The following is a 16,512-nucleotide window of genomic DNA, read 5'->3' on the forward strand; positions in this document are numbered from 1 at the left end:
GGCTCACGTGATCGAGATCCGGACGGTCGGCTTGTCGCCCGACCTCGTGCCCTACCGAGAGGGCTGGGCGCTGCAGCGTCAGCTGCATTCCGAAATCGTCGATGGCCGCCGCGGAGACACCCTGCTGCTGCTCGAGCACGACGCCGTCTACACCGCGGGCGCGCGCACCGCGGCCCACGAGCGGCCGATCGACGGCACGCCCGTCGTGGACGTGGACCGAGGGGGCAAGATCACGTGGCACGGTCCTGGCCAGTTGGTGGGCTATCCCCTCGTTCGCCTGACGGAGCCCGTCGACGTCGTGGCTCACGTCCGTCGGCTGGAGAGCATCCTGATCCGCGTGACCCGATCCTTCGGCGTCCCGGGGATGCGCGTGGACGGCCGCAGCGGGGTGTGGGTCGAACACCGGGGAGCTGTCGAGAAGATCGCGGCGATCGGGGTCCGGGTGCAGGCCGGCGTCACGATGCACGGATTCGCCCTCAACTGCGACAACACGCTCGAGCCGTTCAGCCGCATCATCCCGTGCGGGATCGCGGACGCCGGCGTCACGACCCTCAGCACGGTCCTCGGTCGGGACCTGACCCCCGCCGAGGTGCTGCCGACCGTCAGCGCGGCGTTCGCCGAGGAGTTCGGGGCGGAGGTCGCCGCATGAGCGGGTCCGCGTCGCCGGAGGGCCGTCGGATGCTCCGTCTGGAGGTCCGCAACGCGCAGACCCCGATCGAACGCAAGCCCGAGTGGATCCGGACGAAGGCCCGCATGGGCCCTGAATACCAGGCCCTGCAGACACTGGTGAAGGACGAAGGCCTGCACACCGTCTGCCAGGAGGCGGGCTGTCCGAACATCTTCGAATGCTGGGAGGACCGGGAGGCGACGTTCCTCATCGGCGGCTCCCAGTGCACGCGCCGCTGCGACTTCTGCCAGATCGACACCGGCAAGCCGGCGGACTACGACACGGATGAGCCTCGGCGCGTGGCCGAGAGCGTCAGCCGTATGCGATTGAGGTACGCCACCGTGACCTGCGTGGCGCGCGACGACCTCCCCGACGGCGGCGCCTGGCTGAACGCCGAGACCGTCCGCCGTATCCACGCGGACAATCCCGGAACCGGGGTCGAACTGCTCGCGACGGACTTCAACGGCGATCCGGGACTCCTCGACGTCGTGTTCGAGGCTCGGCCGGAGGTCTTCGCCCACAACGTGGAGACGGTGCCGCGCATCTTCAAGCGGATCCGACCGGCATTCCGGTACGACCGGTCGCTGGGAGTCCTGACCCGGGCACGGGATGCCGGATTGATCACGAAGTCGAACCTGATCCTCGGAATGGGTGAGGAGCGACACGAGATCGAAGAGGCCCTCCGGGACCTCCACGCCGCCGGAACCGACATCATCACGCTGACCCAGTACCTGCGCCCGACGCCCCGGCACCTGCCCGTGGACCGTTGGGTCACGCCGCAGGAGTTCGTGGAACTCCGCGAACTCGCCGAATCGATCGGTTTCCTGGGCGTTCTGGCAGGCCCGCTCGTGAGGTCGTCCTACCGGGCGGGCCGGCTGTGGGCACGATCGATGCGATCGAAGGGGCGAGAGATCCCGGCCGCCCTGGCGCATCTGGCCGCGGAGGCCGACGAGGCCGGCTTCGCCCAGGCGGTGTGACCCGCTTCCTCCACAGCTGCCCTCAGCGCGACGGTGTCCGCCGGGTCGGTACCGGCAGGACGTGGTGGAGCAGGGCGCCCGTACCTTCATCGGGATGCCGGACCTCGGCATCCCGATGAAGGAGAATCATGCGCACACCCCTCACCGTCACCGCCGCCCTCGGGCTGGCCCTCTCGGCGGCAGTCCTCCCCCACGTGACGGCCTCGGCGCCCACCGCGGAACCACCCGCCGACACCGTGGTCTCGGTCACCGGCGACGCGGAGAACGGCTTCGAGATCCACTACTACGACGGCTCAGCGGAGTACCCGCCCACCGATTCGGAGGCACTCGCCGAGTGCGGTGAGTACGACACCCGCATCGAGCGGGTGCGATGCCGTGTCGAAGTCCGCACGTGGTACCGCGACCTCGCGACGCTGCGGGACGCCCTCGAATGGGCCCACGCGTCGAAGGGGTGACGGGGTCAGTCGGCGCTGGTCACCGACTGCACCGCGCCGGAGACATCGAGGTTCACGAGAAGCACATCGTCGGTCGAGTCGGGGTCGAGCGCGTACTCGAGGACGGCGAACGGATCCTTGCCCCCGTGCTCGTCGGCGAGGATCGTCATGCTCATCAGCTGCAGGGAACGAATGACGTCCATGTGCGTGTCGCCGGAGACGTCCACGAGGAAGTCCTCGATGTCCTCCCCGAGGATCTCCTGCTGTTGCAGGATGAACTCGGTCACCTCGCTCGTCCGGTCGTCGAGCTCGGACACCATCGCGTTACGGGCACGGAGGTCGATCGACTCGAGCGCGGCGATCATCGCGGCGGCCACGTCGAGGGCGTCGATGGAGACGTCATCTTGATCGGGCGCGGTCAGGTCGACGGTGACCCGCTGATCACCGAAGTCCACGACCTCAGACCAGAAGATCGACCCGTCGGGTCCGGACTCGAGGAGTCCGAAGTAGTCGTGCTCGATCGCCATGTCTCAATGAAACCAGCCTCGGGGCCCGCGCGCGACCGACTCGCTCAATCCACGAGCGCCGAAGCGAACACGTGAGGCGTGAATCCGGTCAGGTCGCCGACCCCCTCACCCTGCCCGAGGAGCTTCACCGGGATACCGGTGCGCTCCTGCACGGCGAGGACGAAGCCACCGCGAGCCGACCCGTCGAGCTTGGTGAGCACCAGGCCTGTGACACCCGCGTGCTCGAGGAACGCCTCAGCCTGCATCAAACCGTTCTGCCCCGTCGTGGCGTCGAGCACGAGCAAGACCTCGCTGATCGGAGCCTGCTTCTCGATCACCCGACGGATCTTCGTGAGCTCGTCCATGAGACCCGCCTTGGTGTGCAGCCGACCCGCCGTGTCGACCAGGACGATCTCGGTCCCGGTGCGGATCGCGTAGTCGATCGTCTGGAACGCGACGGATGCCGGGTCCTGCCCCTCCTGCTGAGGCCGCACGATCGCCGCCCCGCCGCGCTCGGCCCACGTGGCGAGCTGGTCGACGGCCGCAGCGCGGAAGGTGTCGGCTGCGCCGACGACGACGCTTCGGCCGAAGCGCCGGAGGTAGTGGGCGAACTTGCCGATCGTCGTCGTCTTACCGACCCCGTTCACGCCGACCACGAGGACGACGGCCGGACGCTCGCTGAGGCGGAGGGTCGTGTCGAACTTCGCGAAATGCTCCTCGAGGGTCTCGCGCAGCATCCGCTGGAGGTCCTTCGGATCCGTGGTCCGGAACCGTTCCACCTTCTCGCGGAGCTCGTCGAGGATGCGCTCCGTGACGTCGGGACCGAAGTCAGCCGTCAGGAGAGCCGTCTCGAGGTCCTCCCACGTGTCGTCATCGATCGTCGGCTTGACGAACAACCCGCGCAGTGCGCGACCAAGGGACCAGGAGCTCTCCGCCATGATCCCAGGCTAGTTGACAGGGTCAGCCCTTCTCGCAGGCGATGCCGTCCTTGTCGCGGTCCATCTTCTTGTTGGCGTTGTACAGCACCGTCGAGAACGTCGGCCGCACCCCGAAGGCCCGCTTCTTCCCGTTGACCTTGTTGTGCGTGACGCCGGCCTTCGCGACACCGCCCCGATGCACCTTGTTGAGCGCCGTGCAGTTCTTGTAGGTCTTCACGACGGGCTTCGCCGCCGGGACCATCCGCGCCGCCGTCACCGACGCCGCCGGCCCCGGTGCTGCGACGGCTGCCGTCGCCGGTGCTCCCGCCAGCCCGACGGCCAGAACCGCGGTCATCGCCATCCGGCGCACGCTCGTACGAACCTTCATTCCCACCCCTGTCGATCGTGTGGGATACGTCGTGTTCCCCCGCTCACAGGCTACACACAGGACGCGGTCGATCACGCCGTCGCGCGCTCGCGCACCCGCTGTCCCACGACGGCCGAGACGCCGTCCTGCCTCATCGAGACGCCGTAGAGCGCATCAGCGATCTCCATCGTCCGCTTCTGATGAGTGATCACGATCAGCTGGCTCGACTCCCGTAGCTGCTCGAACACCCCGAGCAGTCGACCCAGGTTCGCGTCGTCGAGCGCCGCTTCCACCTCGTCGAGGATGTAGAAGGGACTCGGACGCGCTTTGAAGATGGCGGTGAGCAGGGCCACGGCGGCGAGAGAACGTTCACCGCCCGAGAGGAGCGAGAGTCGTTCGATCTTCTTCCCGACGGGGCGCACTGCCACATCGATCCCCGTCGTCAAGGGGTTGTCCGGATCGGTCAGGGAGATCGATCCCGTGCCTCCCGGGAAGAGGATGGGGAAGACCTCGCCGAACGCGACCTTCGTGTCCTCGAATGCCGCGAGGAAGATCGTCTGCATCCGCTCGTCGAGCTCGTCGATGATCATCAGCAGATCCGTCCGGGTACGGACGAGATCGTCGAGCTGAGCAGTGAGGAAGGAGTGCCGCTGCTCGAGCGCCGCGAACTCCTCCAACGCGAGCGGGTTCACGCGTCCGAGCTGCGAGAGCTTGCGTTCCGCCTCCTGGAGTCGGCGTCGCTGAGCGGCCCGATCGAACGATTCAGAGGCCCCCTCGTCCGAGGTGGGGATGGGGACATCCGGACCGTATTCCGCGAGGAGAATACTCTCGTCGAGACCGAGTTCAGACTGGACCCGCTCGAGGAGGCTCTGCACGTGAAGACGCTTCTCGTGCATCTGCAGCTCGAGACCGTGCACCGACTCGGTGACCCGCGACAACCGCTCGCGGACCCCCGCATCCTCCTTGCGGAGCTCCGCCAGTTCCGCCGTCAAGGCCGTTCTCGTCTGCTCCGCACGCTCCAGCTCGACCCGTGCTTGCGCTGTTGATCGATCGATCGAGTCGAGGACGGGCGGCAACGCGGCCACGACCTCCGATGCAACGGCGCGCTGCGCCCGTCGGACCACGGCACGCCGTGCCGCGGCTTCGGCGGCTGCACGCTCGCGCTCACGCTGGCGCTCGAGCTGGGCGACGCGCGACTCGGCCGCGCGGACACGCTCGCGAAGGGTCTCGACGTCGAGGCGCGTATCCATCTCACGCGTCCGAGCCGACTCGAGCGCGTCGAGCAGGCCATCGCGAGCCGACGCGTCGAGGATCGGCCGCGGTGACTCCTCGGCGGCGCGATACGCCTCCCCCGCGGCCCGGGCGGCCGTCTCGGCGTCCCGGGCCGCGGCCTCGGCTTGGCGGAGCCCGGCGTCGAGACGTTCGCACTCGGCGGCGGCGGATTCGAGGCGGACGGTGGCCCGGTTCATCTGCTCCGCGTGAGCTGCGAGGGCGGAGTCGTGCTCGCGGAGCGCGGTCAGCGTCTCGCGGGTGCGCTGGCGCGCGGCATCCCACGCGGCCTGGGCGTCGGTGAGGGCCTCCCGCAGCGAATCGGCGACCACCGTGACCTCGGTGAGCCTCTCGCTCGCGGCATCCCGCTCGGCCCCGAGTTCGATGCGCGACCGGGACTGTCCGGACCCGGCTTGGACGGTGCTGGCCGTGACGGTCTCGCCTGCGCGCGTCACGACGATCACGTGGACGCCCGAGTCCGCCGCGGTCCGCGCTGCGACATACGCGTCTTCGAGGTCTGCGGTGATCGCCACCCCCGCGAGGGCGGCGCGAACACCCGAGGGCGCGTCGACCACGTCGGCGGCCCAGGTCCATTCCCCGGGCACCGCTGGTCCGGGCGCGGCGGCGCCGTCCGCCACCGCGATGTCGACCACGCCGAGGTCGTGCTCGCGGACAGTCTCGACGACGCCGCGGGCGGTCTCGAGGTCGTCCACCAGGACGCCGTCGGCAAGCGCACCGAGCGCTGCGGCGACCGCCGCTTCGAAGCCCGGCGTGACCCGGATGGCATCGCTGACGATTCCACGGATGCCGGGGCCTCCGCGGTCGACGACCGCGGCCGCCGCATTCCGTATGTCGAGGGCTCGACCGAGCGCTGCCGTCTCTGCGAGGAGGGACTCCCGTTCGCGTTCGGCGGCGTGGAGCCGTTCACGGATCCCGCCCACCCCGCTCTCGGCCTCCGTCGCCTCCCGCTGCGCGCGATCGTATGCGGCCGCGAACTCCGCTGCGGAGTCCGCAGGTCCTTCCGACGCGGGCTCGATCTCGGCGAGAGCCGCTTCGGCCTCGTTCCGACGTTGCTCCGCGGCATCGAGCGCGCGCTGCTGACGTTCCACCGCGGCGCGCAGTGCCTCCGCTTTCGATGTGGCGGCCTCGAAACGCCCGCGCAGGGATGCGAGCCGCATGTCGTGTTCCGAGACGAGGGCGCTCTGGGCGGCGATGTCCGTGTCGAGGGCATCGAGCTCGGCGCGGGCGCGGATGACCTCGCGAGCAGCGGCAGCAGCGGCATCCTGCGCAGTGCCCAAGCCGGAGCCGATCTCATCGATCTCCGCGCGCGCCTCGTCGATGACCGCTTGGGTGACCGTCGCGCCGGCCTCGGCGGGCTGCGTGTCGTCCTCGAGAAGCGACAGACGCTGTCCTGCCAGCGAATAGAGCCCGCGGAGCCGCTCCTGAACGCGGCCGAGCTCGAACGTGATCGCGCGAGCGCGGTCGACCGCTTCGGCACGCTGGTCGTTCTCGAGCTCTTCGATGCGGCGGCGGAATCCCTCGGCGCGGTCCTGCAGCACCAGTCGCTCGGCGTGACGCTCCTGCTCGTTCTGCGAGTGATCGGCCAGTTCGGCGCGGAGCCGCGCGAGCTCGTCCGCGTGCAGTCGTGCCTTCGCATCGCGGACGACGGCGGCGATCGTCGCGGCTTCACGGGCGATCTCGGCCTGCTTGCCGAGCGGTTTGAGCTGTCGGCGGAGTTCACCGGCGAGGTCGCTGAGCCGCGTGAGATTGGCCTCCATGGCATCGAGCTTGCGGAGGGTCTTCTCCTTGCGGCGGCGATGTTTGAGGATGCCCGCCGCCTCTTCGATGAAGCCACGTCGATCCTCGGGGCTCGCCTGGAGAACCGTGTCGAGGCGCCCCTGACCGACGATGACGTGCATCTCACGGCCGAGACCGGAGTCGCTCAGGAGCTCTTGGACGTCGAGAAGCCGGCAGGTCTCGCCGTTGATGGCGTATTCGCTCGACCCGTTCCGGAACAGCGTCCGGCTGATCGTCACTTCGCTGTACTCGATCGGCAGGACACCGTCGGAGTTGTCGATCGTCAACTGCACTTCCGCACGACCGAGGGGACCACGGGTCGCCGTGCCCGCGAAGATGACGTCCTCCATCTTGCCGCCGCGGAGCGTTTTCGCCCCCTGCTCCCCCATCACCCAGGCGAGCGCGTCGACGACGTTCGACTTACCTGACCCGTTGGGGCCGACGATGCACGTCACCCCGGGCTCTAGGGCGAACGTCGTGGGCTGCGCGAAGGATTTGAACCCCTTGAGCGTCACGCTCTTCAGGTGCATGAGGGGCCTCCGGTGTCGTCGTCGCGTCCACGCTAGCGGACGAATCGTCGCCGTCTCTTGACGGCGCGCCCGGGGCGACGCTAGTGTCGGGGCTCGCGTCAGAAGTCTGAGAAAGGAGGTCCTCGACATGATTATCGACATGATGCCCACTGGAGAAGCGTTCATCGCGTTCCCGTTCGCCTCGGGGACCGTCTCCTTCGGCGCCGCTGCGGACACCCGCGCTCACACCGGCCACTAACCGCCGCCTCACGTGAGCTCCGTCTTCGGACGGAGTGCGCCTCCCTGCCCCCGGACGTTCCGCGTCCTCACCACCCCGTGTTCGCCGGGCCACCGGCCGCGGACACGGACGTGCTCCTTCGTGCTGCGGCACGATACTCCGCCGCGCTCGCGGCACCTCACTGCAACGATCGAAATGAGATCACCTCATGCGCACTCTCACCGCGCCGCAGCGCACCTCGGCGGTCATCGCCGCGCTGCAGCATCCCACCCCGACGGGCATCACCGCCCGTCAGACGATCATCGACCGACTGGCCCTGCGGCTCGCGTTGGCACTGCTCCTGTGGAGCACCCGTCCCGGCGCCGATCGCGAACAGATCGACTCCCGCCGCCGAGAGCGGCTCGCCCGCGATGCGCGCGAAGCCGAATGGGACCGCCGCCGTGCGCTCCTCGCCCCGCGTCGATGACCCTCTCGGGGGCTGCGACACCGTCGCAGCCCCCGACCACACTCCGTCCCGGAAGAAGACCATGACGACCGCACCCTACGAACTCCGTCCCCTTACCGTTCCCGCATCCGTCAATGCGCCCGACGCCGCCGACTTCCTCGCGATGGTCGACGTCCGTAACGAGATCTATCGAGAGATCAGCGACAACGACGACGAAGCCGCGACCGCGGCGCAGCTGTTGCCGCACTTCCAGGAGAACCCCGACAACGACAAGCGCAGCTGGATCGTCATCGTCGGCGACGACGTCGTCGGCCGGGTCATCGTCGACATCCCCGCAGAGGAGGGGTCGCAGGTCGCCTACTGGATCATCGAGCTCCTCGAGCGCGTCCAGGGTCGCGGCATCGGCAGCGAGCTTCTCGGCGTCGTCGAGGACACCGCGCGGAAGGCGGGTCGCACCGTCCTCGAGTCCTGGGCGGAGCATCCCGAACCGCACCCCGGGGCCCCGACGGAACGACTGGCCGCTCCCACCGGCTTCGGGACCATCCCGCTCGATCGTCCGGCGCGCTACTACCGGCGCCACGGCCACACCCTCGAACAGGTCGACCGCAAGAGCATCCTCGAGATCGAGCCGTCGTTGTCGACGGTCACGGCGATGCAGGCAGAGGCGTTGGTTCACGCGGCCGACTACCGGGTCGAGCAATGGACGCTGCCCGTGCCGGACCGGTATCGGGAGAGCTTCGCGTGGGCGAAGTCCCGCATGTCTACGGATGCTCCGGCCGCCGGCCTGGAGGTGGACGAGGAGGTATGGGATCTCGAACGCCTCGGACGGCACGAGGCTCGCTACCTCGAGGCCGGACAGACCGTGCTGGTTACCGCGGCGGTCCACGAAGCCTCCGGTCAGGTGGTCGCCTTCAACGAGCTGTGTTCCGGCGCGGACCCGACCGCGACAAGCCAGCAGATGGACACCCTGGTGCTCCGCGAACACCGGGGACACCGACTCGGGCAGCTCATCAAGTGCGCCGGGATCCTCCGCTGGCGGGAGATCGCACCCCAGTCACCGAGGATCATCACCTGGAACGCCGAGGAGAACCGTCCCATGCTCAGCATCAACGAGGCGATCGGGTTCGCACCCGCCGCGTACATCGGAGCGTGGAAGAAGGTGCTCGGCTAGCCCCGGCGCTGACACCTGGGGCAGTAGTGGCTCGAGCGGTTGGTGAAGCTCACGCGGACGATCGGTGTGCCGCAGCGGGGACAGGCTTCGCCGGTGCGGCCGTACGCGTTGAGGGAATGGGCGAAGTAGCCCGCCTGCCCGTTGACGTTCACGTACTGTGCGTCGAAGCTGGTCCCCCCTTCGGCGAGGGCTCGGTGCAGCACTGCCCGAACCTCGTCGAGGAGCCTGCGCACCACGCGTGACGAGAGGTCGTCAGCCGAGCGCTCCGGGTGGATCCGCGCCGCCCAGAGCGACTCGTCCGCGTAGATGTTCCCGATGCCGCTCACCACGGTCTGGTCGAGCAGCACCCGTTTGATGGCCGAACGCGTGCGTGCCAACCGGGCACGGAACACGGTCTCCTCGAAAGCGGGGTCGAGGGGGTCCCGCGCGATGTGCGCCACCTGAGTCGGGACCAGGGGTGCCTCGCTCCCCCAGCCGCCGGCCGCGGCGTCAGGTGTGGGGATCAGCCGGTCCAGGGCCAGCGAGCCGAAGGTGCGCTGATCGACGAAAACCACAGCGACATCGGCATGGGTGGGATGCCGGATGTCGAACCGGATCCGTTCGTGGCGGAGCTCCGGCGTGCCCCAGGAGCGCAGCAGCATCTGCCCGCTCATGCCCAGGTGACCGACGACCGCCTCGGACTCGGCCCGGCCGTCGCCGTCGCCGAGCGGCATCCACAAGAACTTGCCGCGACGGACGACGGCGTCCACCCTCCGCCCGGTCAGGCGGTGCTCGAAATCTGCTGCACTGCCATCGTGTCGGGTCAGCGATCGCGGATCGAGGACCGTGACGGCCTCGATCCACGAGCCAGCCAGGGCGGGGGCGAGGCCCGCGCGGACGACCTCGACTTCGGGGAGCTCGGGCACGTCTGCTCAGGACCGAGCCGACAGCTCGCGCCAGACGGCGAGAGCAGCCGCCATCTCGGCCTGCTTCTTGCTGGAGCCGCGGCCGCTTCGTGACACATCGCCGACGGCGACGGTCGCGGTGAACACCCGGTGGTGATCGGGCCCCTCGGCCTCGACGCTGTACGAAGGGACCGGACGCCCGGATCGTGCCGCGAGCTCCTGGAGCGCCGTCTTCGGGTCCATCGCCGCACCGTAACGCTCGGGATCCGCCATCAGCGGCGACACCAGGCGGAGGACGAGTGCGGTGGCCTCCTCGATTCCCGCAGACAGATAGGCGGCGCCGATGAGCGCCTCCGTCGTGTCGGCGAGGATGGAGTCTTTGTCGCGTCCGCCGGTCTGGTCCTCACCGCGGCCGAGCCGCAGATGCGTTCCGAGCCCCATTCCGCGGGCGACCTCCGCCAAGGCGACCGTCGACACCACGCTCGCACGACGCTTGGCCAACGACCCTTCGTCGAGGCCGGGGTGCGAACGGTAGAGATGGACGGTCACCGCCATCCCGAGGATGGAGTCGCCGAGGAACTCCAGACGCTCGTTGTGAGCGATGCCCCCGTGTTCGTAGGCGTACGACCGGTGGGTGAGCGCGAGCGACACAAGCTCGGGGTCGATGTCGACCCCGAGCTTGTGTGTGAGCACCGAGTGATCGGTGGTGGCGTCTGTCACGACGCGCCGATCAGATGTCGGCGACCTTGCGGCCCTTGTATTCGAGGAACAGCTCCGTGCCCTGCGAGTCGGTGACGACCTTCGCCTGGTGGGGACGGCTGTAGACGACCTTGCCGTTCTCGATGGTCTTGACGAGCGTGGGGGCCTCGGCCTTCCACTGCGCGCGACGCGAACGGGTGTTGGAGCGGGAGACCTTCCGCTTCGGGGGGTTACCTGCCATGGTCAGCTCTTCTCTGTGTCGTCGGCGGCGGGGCGTGATGCTTCGCCGTCGTGGTCTGTGGGTGGGGCCGACAAGGCGGCCAGCGCAGTCCAGCGCGGGTCGATCTGAGTCTCCGTGACCGGTGCTTCGGTCAGCTTCTCACCCGTGGACGGATCAAGTCCGGGGCAGTCCGGCTGACACACCGGCTGGAACGGAAGCGACAGGACGATCGCATCCCTGACTCCTGTTTCAAGATCCACGTGGTCGTCTTGAACCTCGAAGTCAGTCGCTTCGTCCCCAGAATACCCGAAGAGCTCCTGAAACTCGACTTCGAGGGGGCGTGTCAGGTCCGTGAGGCACCGGCTGCACTGTCCGTCGTAGGTCGTGGAGATCTCCGCGGTGACGAGGATGCCCTCGTGGACGGATTCCAGACGAGCGTCGACATGGACGTCTTCACCCGCCGGAACCCAGGCGAGTCCCTCGCCCCATTTCTCGGCGACAGGCACCGTCAGCTCGAATTCGCGCATCTCGCCGGGAGCCCGGAGGATGTCGCGGACGGGAAGGACGAAGGGACCGCTCACACGCTTTCTGACCACGGTCGTCCATCGTACGCGGGACGGGGAGCTCCCGGGCCGGATCAGCCTTCGCGAGCACCGGTGTCGAGGAATCGAGCCACCGGCGCGGGCACGAACGGCGACACATCCCCGCCGAGCGACGCCACCTGACGCACGAGCGAACTGGACACCAGGGCGTGAGCGGGGTCGGGCAACAGGAACACGGTCTCGATGTGCGCAAGATGCCGGTTCACGATCGCCATCGGGGTCTCGTAGGCGACGTCGACTTGGGAGCGGATCCCCTTGACCAGGACTCCGGCGCCGACGTCGGTCGCATAGTCGACGAGGAGGCCGACGCTCCAGGCGGCCACGATGACGTCGCCGTCGATGTCGCTCTCGGAGATCGACTGTTCGAGGAGCGACAGTCGCTGAGCGATCGGCAGCATCGCCTCTTTGCCGGGGTTGTGCACGACGAGCACGTGCAACTGGTCGTAGAGGGCTGCGGCGCGCCGGATGACGTCGAGATGCCCGAGCGTCGGCGGGTCGAACGAGCCCGGCACCACGGCGATCCGGTTGTTCATGCCGTCGAGCCTAACGACAGAGAGCCCGCGCCGCGCCCCGGCTCAGTTCTTCGCGAGCGCCGCGCGTTCCCGCTGACTCACGCGACCGGCGATCGCCGCAGCGAGTCCAGGGGCTCCGTCGAGGGTCGGGTCGTCGGCGAGAAGACGCTCCGCCTCGGCGCGGGCCGTCGCGATCAGGTCCGCATCGGCGACGACGCGCAGCAGCCGCAGCGACGACCGCACGCCGGATTGCGCGTCACCGAGGACGTCACCCTCGCCGCGCAGCTCGAGATCGACCTCGGCGAGTTCGAAACCGTCCGTCGTCGCGGCGACGGCCTCGACGCGCTGTCGTGCCGGCGTGAACGGGTCGGCCTCGGTGACCAGCAGGCAGAGCCCGGGAACTGAGCCGCGGCCGACACGCCCGCGGAGCTGGTGGAGCTGCGAGACGCCGAATCGATCCGCCTCGAGGATCACCATGGTCGAGGCGTTCGGGACGTCGACACCGACTTCGACCACCGTCGTGGCGACCAGCACGTCGATGTCGCCTCGCGCGAAGGCCTGCATGACGGCATCCTTCTCGTCACCGGGCATCTTGCCGTGGAGGATCTCGACGCGGATGTCCCGGTAATCGGGATGCCCCGACAGCAGCGCGGCCGCCTGCACGACTCCCCAGCGCGTCCGGGCGGGCTCCTCGGTCTCGGGCCTCTCCTCGTCGGTCGCGTCGGTCGCAGCGTCGATCGCCGGACACACCACGAACGCCTGCCTCCCGAGTCGGACCTCCTCGGCAACGCGCTCCCAGACGCGCGCGAACCACGCGGGCTTCTCCCCCACGGGCGCGACGAAACTCGAGATCCCGGCACGGCCCCCGGGCATCGTCCGAATCGTCGACACGTCGAGGTCACCGAACACGGTCATGGCGACCGTACGAGGGATCGGGGTGGCGGTGAGGACGAGGACGTGCGGCGAACTCCCTTTGGCGCGCAGCGTCTCGCGCTGGTCGACCCCGAAGCGATGCTGCTCGTCGACCACGACGAGACCCAGATCCGCGAACGTCGTGGACTCGCTCAGCAGCGCGTGGGTTCCCACGACGATGCGCGATTGCCCCGAGGCGACCCGCAGGGCCGCCCGTCGCCGCTCGGCCGCGCCCAGCTGCCCGGTGAGCAACGTGGGCATGAGTTCGGGTGCGAGCTCGGGTCCCAGCATCCGAGCCATGGAACGCACGTGCTGGGCGGCCAGGACCTCCGTCGGGGCAATCAGCGCGGACTGCCCGCCCGACTGGGCGACCTGGAGCATGGCTCGGAGCGCGACGAGGGTCTTGCCGGACCCCACCTCGCCCTGCACGAGGCGGTTCATCGGCCACGGGGCGACGAGGTCCGCGGCGATGCGGTCACCGACGCTCAGCTGGTCGGGTGTGCGCTCGAACGGCAGCCGTGCGTCGAATCGGGCGAGAAGGTCGCCGGGTGGCCGGGCGGTCGCGGACATCATCCGGACGAAGTGACGCTGTTGCAGGAGGGCTGCCTGAAGGACGAACGCCTCGTGCATCCGGAGGGTCTCGCGTGCCGGATCGATCTGGTCGAAGGACTCCGGATCGTGGATGCGGGTCAGCGCCGTGCGGGCGTCGAGAAGGCCCTGAGCGGCGCGGAAGGCGTCGGGGAGAGGCTCGGGCACGCCCGTCAGCGCAGGGAGCACCAGGTCCACGCACTTCTTGACCTGCCAGCTCGAGAAGGTGCTCGTCGCCGGATAGATCGGGATGGGGCGATTCCGCCACGCCTCCGCGGTGAGCCGCGCCGTTCCCTCGTCGTCGAAGAGCTGGTAGTCGGGATGCGTCAACTGCTTCTGACCGCGGTACTCCCCCACCTTGCCGGAGAAGATGCCCTGCCGGCCGGCCGTGAGGTCCTTCACGCGCCAGGACTGCCCGAAGAACGTGAGCGACATGGTCCCCTCGCCGTCGCCGATGACGACCTCGACGAGTTCCCCCCGGCGGCCCCTCATTGGCCTCGTCGACGCGGAACGGACCTCGGCCACGATCGTGACGAGCTCGCCGACCGGAAGAGCGGCGATGTGTGTCAGCTCCCCGCGGTTGGCGTACCGCCTCGGGTAGTGCCCCAGCAACTCCCCTACTGTCGTCATGTGGAAGGCGCGCTTCAGCCCCTTCGCCAGGTTGTCGCCGACCGCCTCGTGCAGGGGCGTGTCGAGCGAGTACGAGGCCATGCGATGAGTCTACGAGCGACCGCCGACGCGGATATCGTGTGGGGGTGACGAGGATCATCGCCGGGGCCGCCGGATCGCTGCCGCTCGCCGTCCCGAGCGCCGGGACGCGGCCGACGAGCGAACGTGTGCGGGAGTCGCTGTTCGGCGCTCTGGAATCCGCGAACCTCATCGAGTCCGCCGCCGTCCTCGATCTCTACGCCGGGTCGGGTGCGCTCGGGCTCGAGGCCGTGAGCCGCGGGGCGTCGTCGGCCGACCTCGTCGAGCGGGCGCCGCGCGCGGCATCCGTCATCGAGCGGAACGTCCGAGCCGTCGCCCGCAGTCTCCCGGATCGGCGGGTGACGGTGCACCGGTCCTCCGCGGATGCGTTCCTCCGCGCCGGCGGACCGTCTTTCGACCTTGTGTTCGTGGACCCGCCCTACGACATGACGGATGCCGAGGTGTCCACGACGCTCGCACTCCTGACTCCTCGGCTCACCGACTCCGCGGTCGTCGTCGTCGAACGGGCCACGCGCTCCGGCGAGCCCGATCTGCCCGCAGGCCTCGTCGTGGACCGCGTGAAGAAGTACGGCGACACGACCCTCTGGTGGCTAGCCCCCGCCGATGCCGCGGACGCGGGTCAGCCGAGCGCCGAGTCCCAGTCGGCGTAGGGATCCCAGCCGCCTCGCGCCGAGGGGACGGCGCCCTGCACGAGGACGGCGGCGTCGCCGCGCACCCGCACGTGGCCGATGACCTCGAAGCCGGTCGGCGTGGACCCGGCCGGGAAGCAGGCGAGGAGAGCGTGGTCCTCGCCGCCCGAGAGTGCGTCGTCATCGAGATCGACATCGATCGACAGCGTCACGCGCGAGGCGTCCGCGATCCGTGAGGCATCGAGCAGGAGCCCGTCGGAGACGTCCATGAGCGCCGTCGCTCCCGCCCGCGCGGCGAGAACGCCGAGTTCGATCGGCGGACGAGGGCGCAACTGCGCGTCGAGGTCGTGCTGCTCGGCAGGCGCGAGGACGTCGCGATCGATCGGGACGGGTGTGCCGGCGGCATCCCGGAACCGGTCGAACAGGATCCGAAGGCCCCGCGCCGCCGCGCCCAGCTCACCCGCCACCGCGATCTCGTCTCCGGGACGCGCGCCGGACCGGCGGACGGGTTCCACTCCGTCGAGCACGCCGAGGGCGGTGACGGCGACCGTGAGCGTCTCGGAGACGGCGAGGTCGCCCCCCTCGACCGCGCAGCCCGGCGCGAGTTCGGCGAGGGCGTCGCGGAAGCCGGTCGCGAGAGCCTCGACGAAGGTCGCCGGCAGCCAGTCCGGCAGCGCCAGGGCGACGAGCAGCGCTGTGGGCCTCGCGCCCATCGCAGCGACGTCGGCGATGTTCACCGCAGCGGATTTGTAGCCGAGATCGTAGGGCGAGGTCCAGGCGAGGCGGAAGTCAGGCCCGTGTACGAGGGTGTCGGTCGTGGCCACGATCCGCCCGCCGGCAACGGCGAGCACGGCGGCGTCGTCCCCGGGGCCGATCTCGGCACGCGACGCCGGTCCCAGCACACCGAGGATGCGGGCCAGGAGCTCCTTCTCGGACACATCGCGCACACGGAGCTCACCCATGCGTCCACGGTAGCCTGGAGCGATGCCCCGGACCCGCTCGACCACCGCGCTCGCCCTGCTCGTGGCCGGGGTCGCCGCCTTGTCCGGCTGCTCCTCGACCGTCGCCGTCAATGCCGCTCCGAACGCCGACGATCCGCGCTGCGCACAGGTGATGGTCCTCCTCCCCGACGTCCTGGGAGATCAGTCGCGGCGCTGGACCGACGCGCAGTCCACCGCGGCGTGGGGCGACCCGACGACCGTCCAGTTCACCTGCGGCACACAACCGACGGGACCGACGACGCTCCCGTGCTTCACGGTCGACGGCGTCGACTGGGTCGTGGACGACTCGCGCGCGCCGTTGTACCGGATCGCCACCTACGGGCGGACGCCCGCAGCGGAGCTCATCCTCGACTACGACGCCGTCTCGTCGAGCGGTCCCGTCTCGGCGCTCAGCCGACTGATCACGAAACGGTTCGAGGTCACCGGTAAGTGCGTGGCGCCGACCGAGGGGCAGCCCTGA

The 16,512-nt window shown here is 69.4% G+C and carries 18 protein-coding genes; 7 read left to right on the top strand and 11 right to left on the bottom strand.

The annotated features are described in order from the left end of the window. Positions 1–7 precede the first annotated feature (7 nt). The 3 genes from lipB (at position 8) to BLR68_RS00510 (ending at position 2,099) form a co-directional block, all read left to right on the top strand. Entirely contained in the window at positions 8–649 is a 642-nt protein-coding gene (gene lipB, locus BLR68_RS00500) for a lipoyl(octanoyl) transferase LipB (protein ID WP_018188050.1), read from the top strand. Next, positions 646–1,644: a lipoyl synthase gene (gene lipA, locus BLR68_RS00505; protein ID WP_026302967.1), complete on the top strand. Its 999-nt coding sequence runs from the start codon at positions 646–648 to the stop codon at positions 1,642–1,644. Before lipB ends, lipA begins: the two co-directional genes overlap by 4 nt. Before the next feature lie 128 nt (positions 1,645–1,772). Further along, positions 1,773–2,099: a hypothetical protein gene (locus tag BLR68_RS00510; protein WP_018188052.1), complete on the top strand. Its 327-nt coding sequence runs from the start codon at positions 1,773–1,775 to the stop codon at positions 2,097–2,099. Between the two features lie 5 nt (positions 2,100–2,104). Here BLR68_RS00510 and BLR68_RS00515 read toward each other — a convergent pair whose 3' ends face one another. From BLR68_RS00515 to smc, 4 genes are all read right to left on the bottom strand, one after another. After that, entirely contained in the window at positions 2,105–2,605 is a 501-nt protein-coding gene (locus tag BLR68_RS00515) for a DUF2004 domain-containing protein (protein ID WP_018188053.1), read from the bottom strand. Positions 2,606–2,649: 44 nt separating this feature from the next. Beyond that, a complete protein-coding gene (gene ftsY, locus BLR68_RS00520; protein WP_026302968.1) occupies positions 2,650–3,522 on the bottom strand; it encodes a signal recognition particle-docking protein FtsY in 873 nt (290 codons plus the stop codon). A 22-nt stretch (positions 3,523–3,544) separates the two neighbouring features. Continuing rightward, complete coding sequence (locus tag BLR68_RS00525) at positions 3,545–3,889, bottom strand: excalibur calcium-binding domain-containing protein (protein WP_256335281.1); 345 nt, start codon at positions 3,887–3,889, stop codon at positions 3,545–3,547. Positions 3,890–3,960: 71 nt separating this feature from the next. Continuing rightward, a complete protein-coding gene (smc, locus tag BLR68_RS00530) occupies positions 3,961–7,464 on the bottom strand; it encodes a chromosome segregation protein SMC (RefSeq protein WP_018188056.1) in 3,504 nt (1,167 codons plus the stop codon). A gap of 425 nt (positions 7,465–7,889) precedes the next feature. Here smc and BLR68_RS00535 point away from each other — a divergent pair, with 425 nt between their 5' ends. Further along, a complete protein-coding gene (locus BLR68_RS00535; protein WP_018188058.1) occupies positions 7,890–8,147 on the top strand; it encodes a hypothetical protein in 258 nt (85 codons plus the stop codon). A 61-nt stretch (positions 8,148–8,208) separates the two neighbouring features. After that, entirely contained in the window at positions 8,209–9,297 is a 1,089-nt protein-coding gene (locus BLR68_RS00540) for a GNAT family N-acetyltransferase (RefSeq protein WP_026302969.1), read from the top strand. Here BLR68_RS00540 and mutM read toward each other — a convergent pair. The 6 genes from mutM to BLR68_RS00570 are packed head-to-tail and all read right to left on the bottom strand — an operon-like array spanning position 9,294 to position 14,425. Further along, on the bottom strand, positions 9,294–10,202 hold the full coding sequence (gene mutM, locus BLR68_RS00545; RefSeq protein WP_018188060.1) for a bifunctional DNA-formamidopyrimidine glycosylase/DNA-(apurinic or apyrimidinic site) lyase: 909 nt from the start codon (positions 10,200–10,202) through the stop codon (positions 9,294–9,296). The two genes, BLR68_RS00540 and mutM, sit on opposite strands and share 4 nt — an antisense overlap. Positions 10,203–10,208: 6 nt before the next feature. Beyond that, positions 10,209–10,901, bottom strand: a complete 693-nt coding sequence (gene rnc, locus BLR68_RS00550) for a ribonuclease III (protein WP_018188061.1) — start codon at positions 10,899–10,901, stop codon at positions 10,209–10,211. Between the two features lie 10 nt (positions 10,902–10,911). Next, entirely contained in the window at positions 10,912–11,121 is a 210-nt protein-coding gene (gene rpmF, locus BLR68_RS00555; protein ID WP_018188062.1) for a 50S ribosomal protein L32, read from the bottom strand. Positions 11,122–11,123: 2 nt separating this feature from the next. Then, the gene (locus BLR68_RS00560) at positions 11,124–11,681 is read right to left on the bottom strand and encodes a YceD family protein (protein ID WP_018188063.1); all 558 of its coding nucleotides are present in this window, start codon (positions 11,679–11,681) and stop codon (positions 11,124–11,126) included. 56 nt (positions 11,682–11,737) lie between these two features. After that, entirely contained in the window at positions 11,738–12,235 is a 498-nt protein-coding gene (gene coaD / locus BLR68_RS00565) for a pantetheine-phosphate adenylyltransferase (RefSeq protein ID WP_018188064.1), read from the bottom strand. Positions 12,236–12,277: 42 nt separating this feature from the next. Continuing rightward, positions 12,278–14,425 (bottom strand): ATP-dependent DNA helicase RecG, encoded by a 2,148-nt coding sequence (locus BLR68_RS00570; protein WP_018188065.1) that lies wholly within the window; start codon positions 14,423–14,425, stop codon positions 12,278–12,280. A 38-nt stretch (positions 14,426–14,463) separates the two neighbouring features. Between BLR68_RS00570 and rsmD the strand changes: the two genes are divergently transcribed. Beyond that, entirely contained in the window at positions 14,464–15,072 is a 609-nt protein-coding gene (rsmD, locus tag BLR68_RS00575; protein WP_018188066.1) for a 16S rRNA (guanine(966)-N(2))-methyltransferase RsmD, read from the top strand. On the opposite strand, the gene thiL is transcribed toward rsmD, so the two are convergent. Then, complete coding sequence (gene thiL, locus BLR68_RS00580; protein ID WP_026302970.1) at positions 15,042–16,013, bottom strand: thiamine-phosphate kinase; 972 nt, start codon at positions 16,011–16,013, stop codon at positions 15,042–15,044. The genes rsmD and thiL overlap by 31 nt on opposite strands. A gap of 22 nt (positions 16,014–16,035) precedes the next feature. Between thiL and BLR68_RS00585 the strand changes: the two genes are divergently transcribed. Next, positions 16,036–16,512 carry a DUF3515 family protein gene (locus BLR68_RS00585; protein WP_018188068.1) on the top strand — a complete coding sequence of 159 codons (477 nt, stop codon included), beginning with the start codon at positions 16,036–16,038 and terminating at the stop codon, positions 16,510–16,512.

It is taken from the genome of Microbacterium sp. 77mftsu3.1 (assembly GCF_900100525.1).
GTDB classification, from domain to species: domain Bacteria; phylum Actinomycetota; class Actinomycetes; order Actinomycetales; family Microbacteriaceae; genus Microbacterium; species Microbacterium aquilitoris.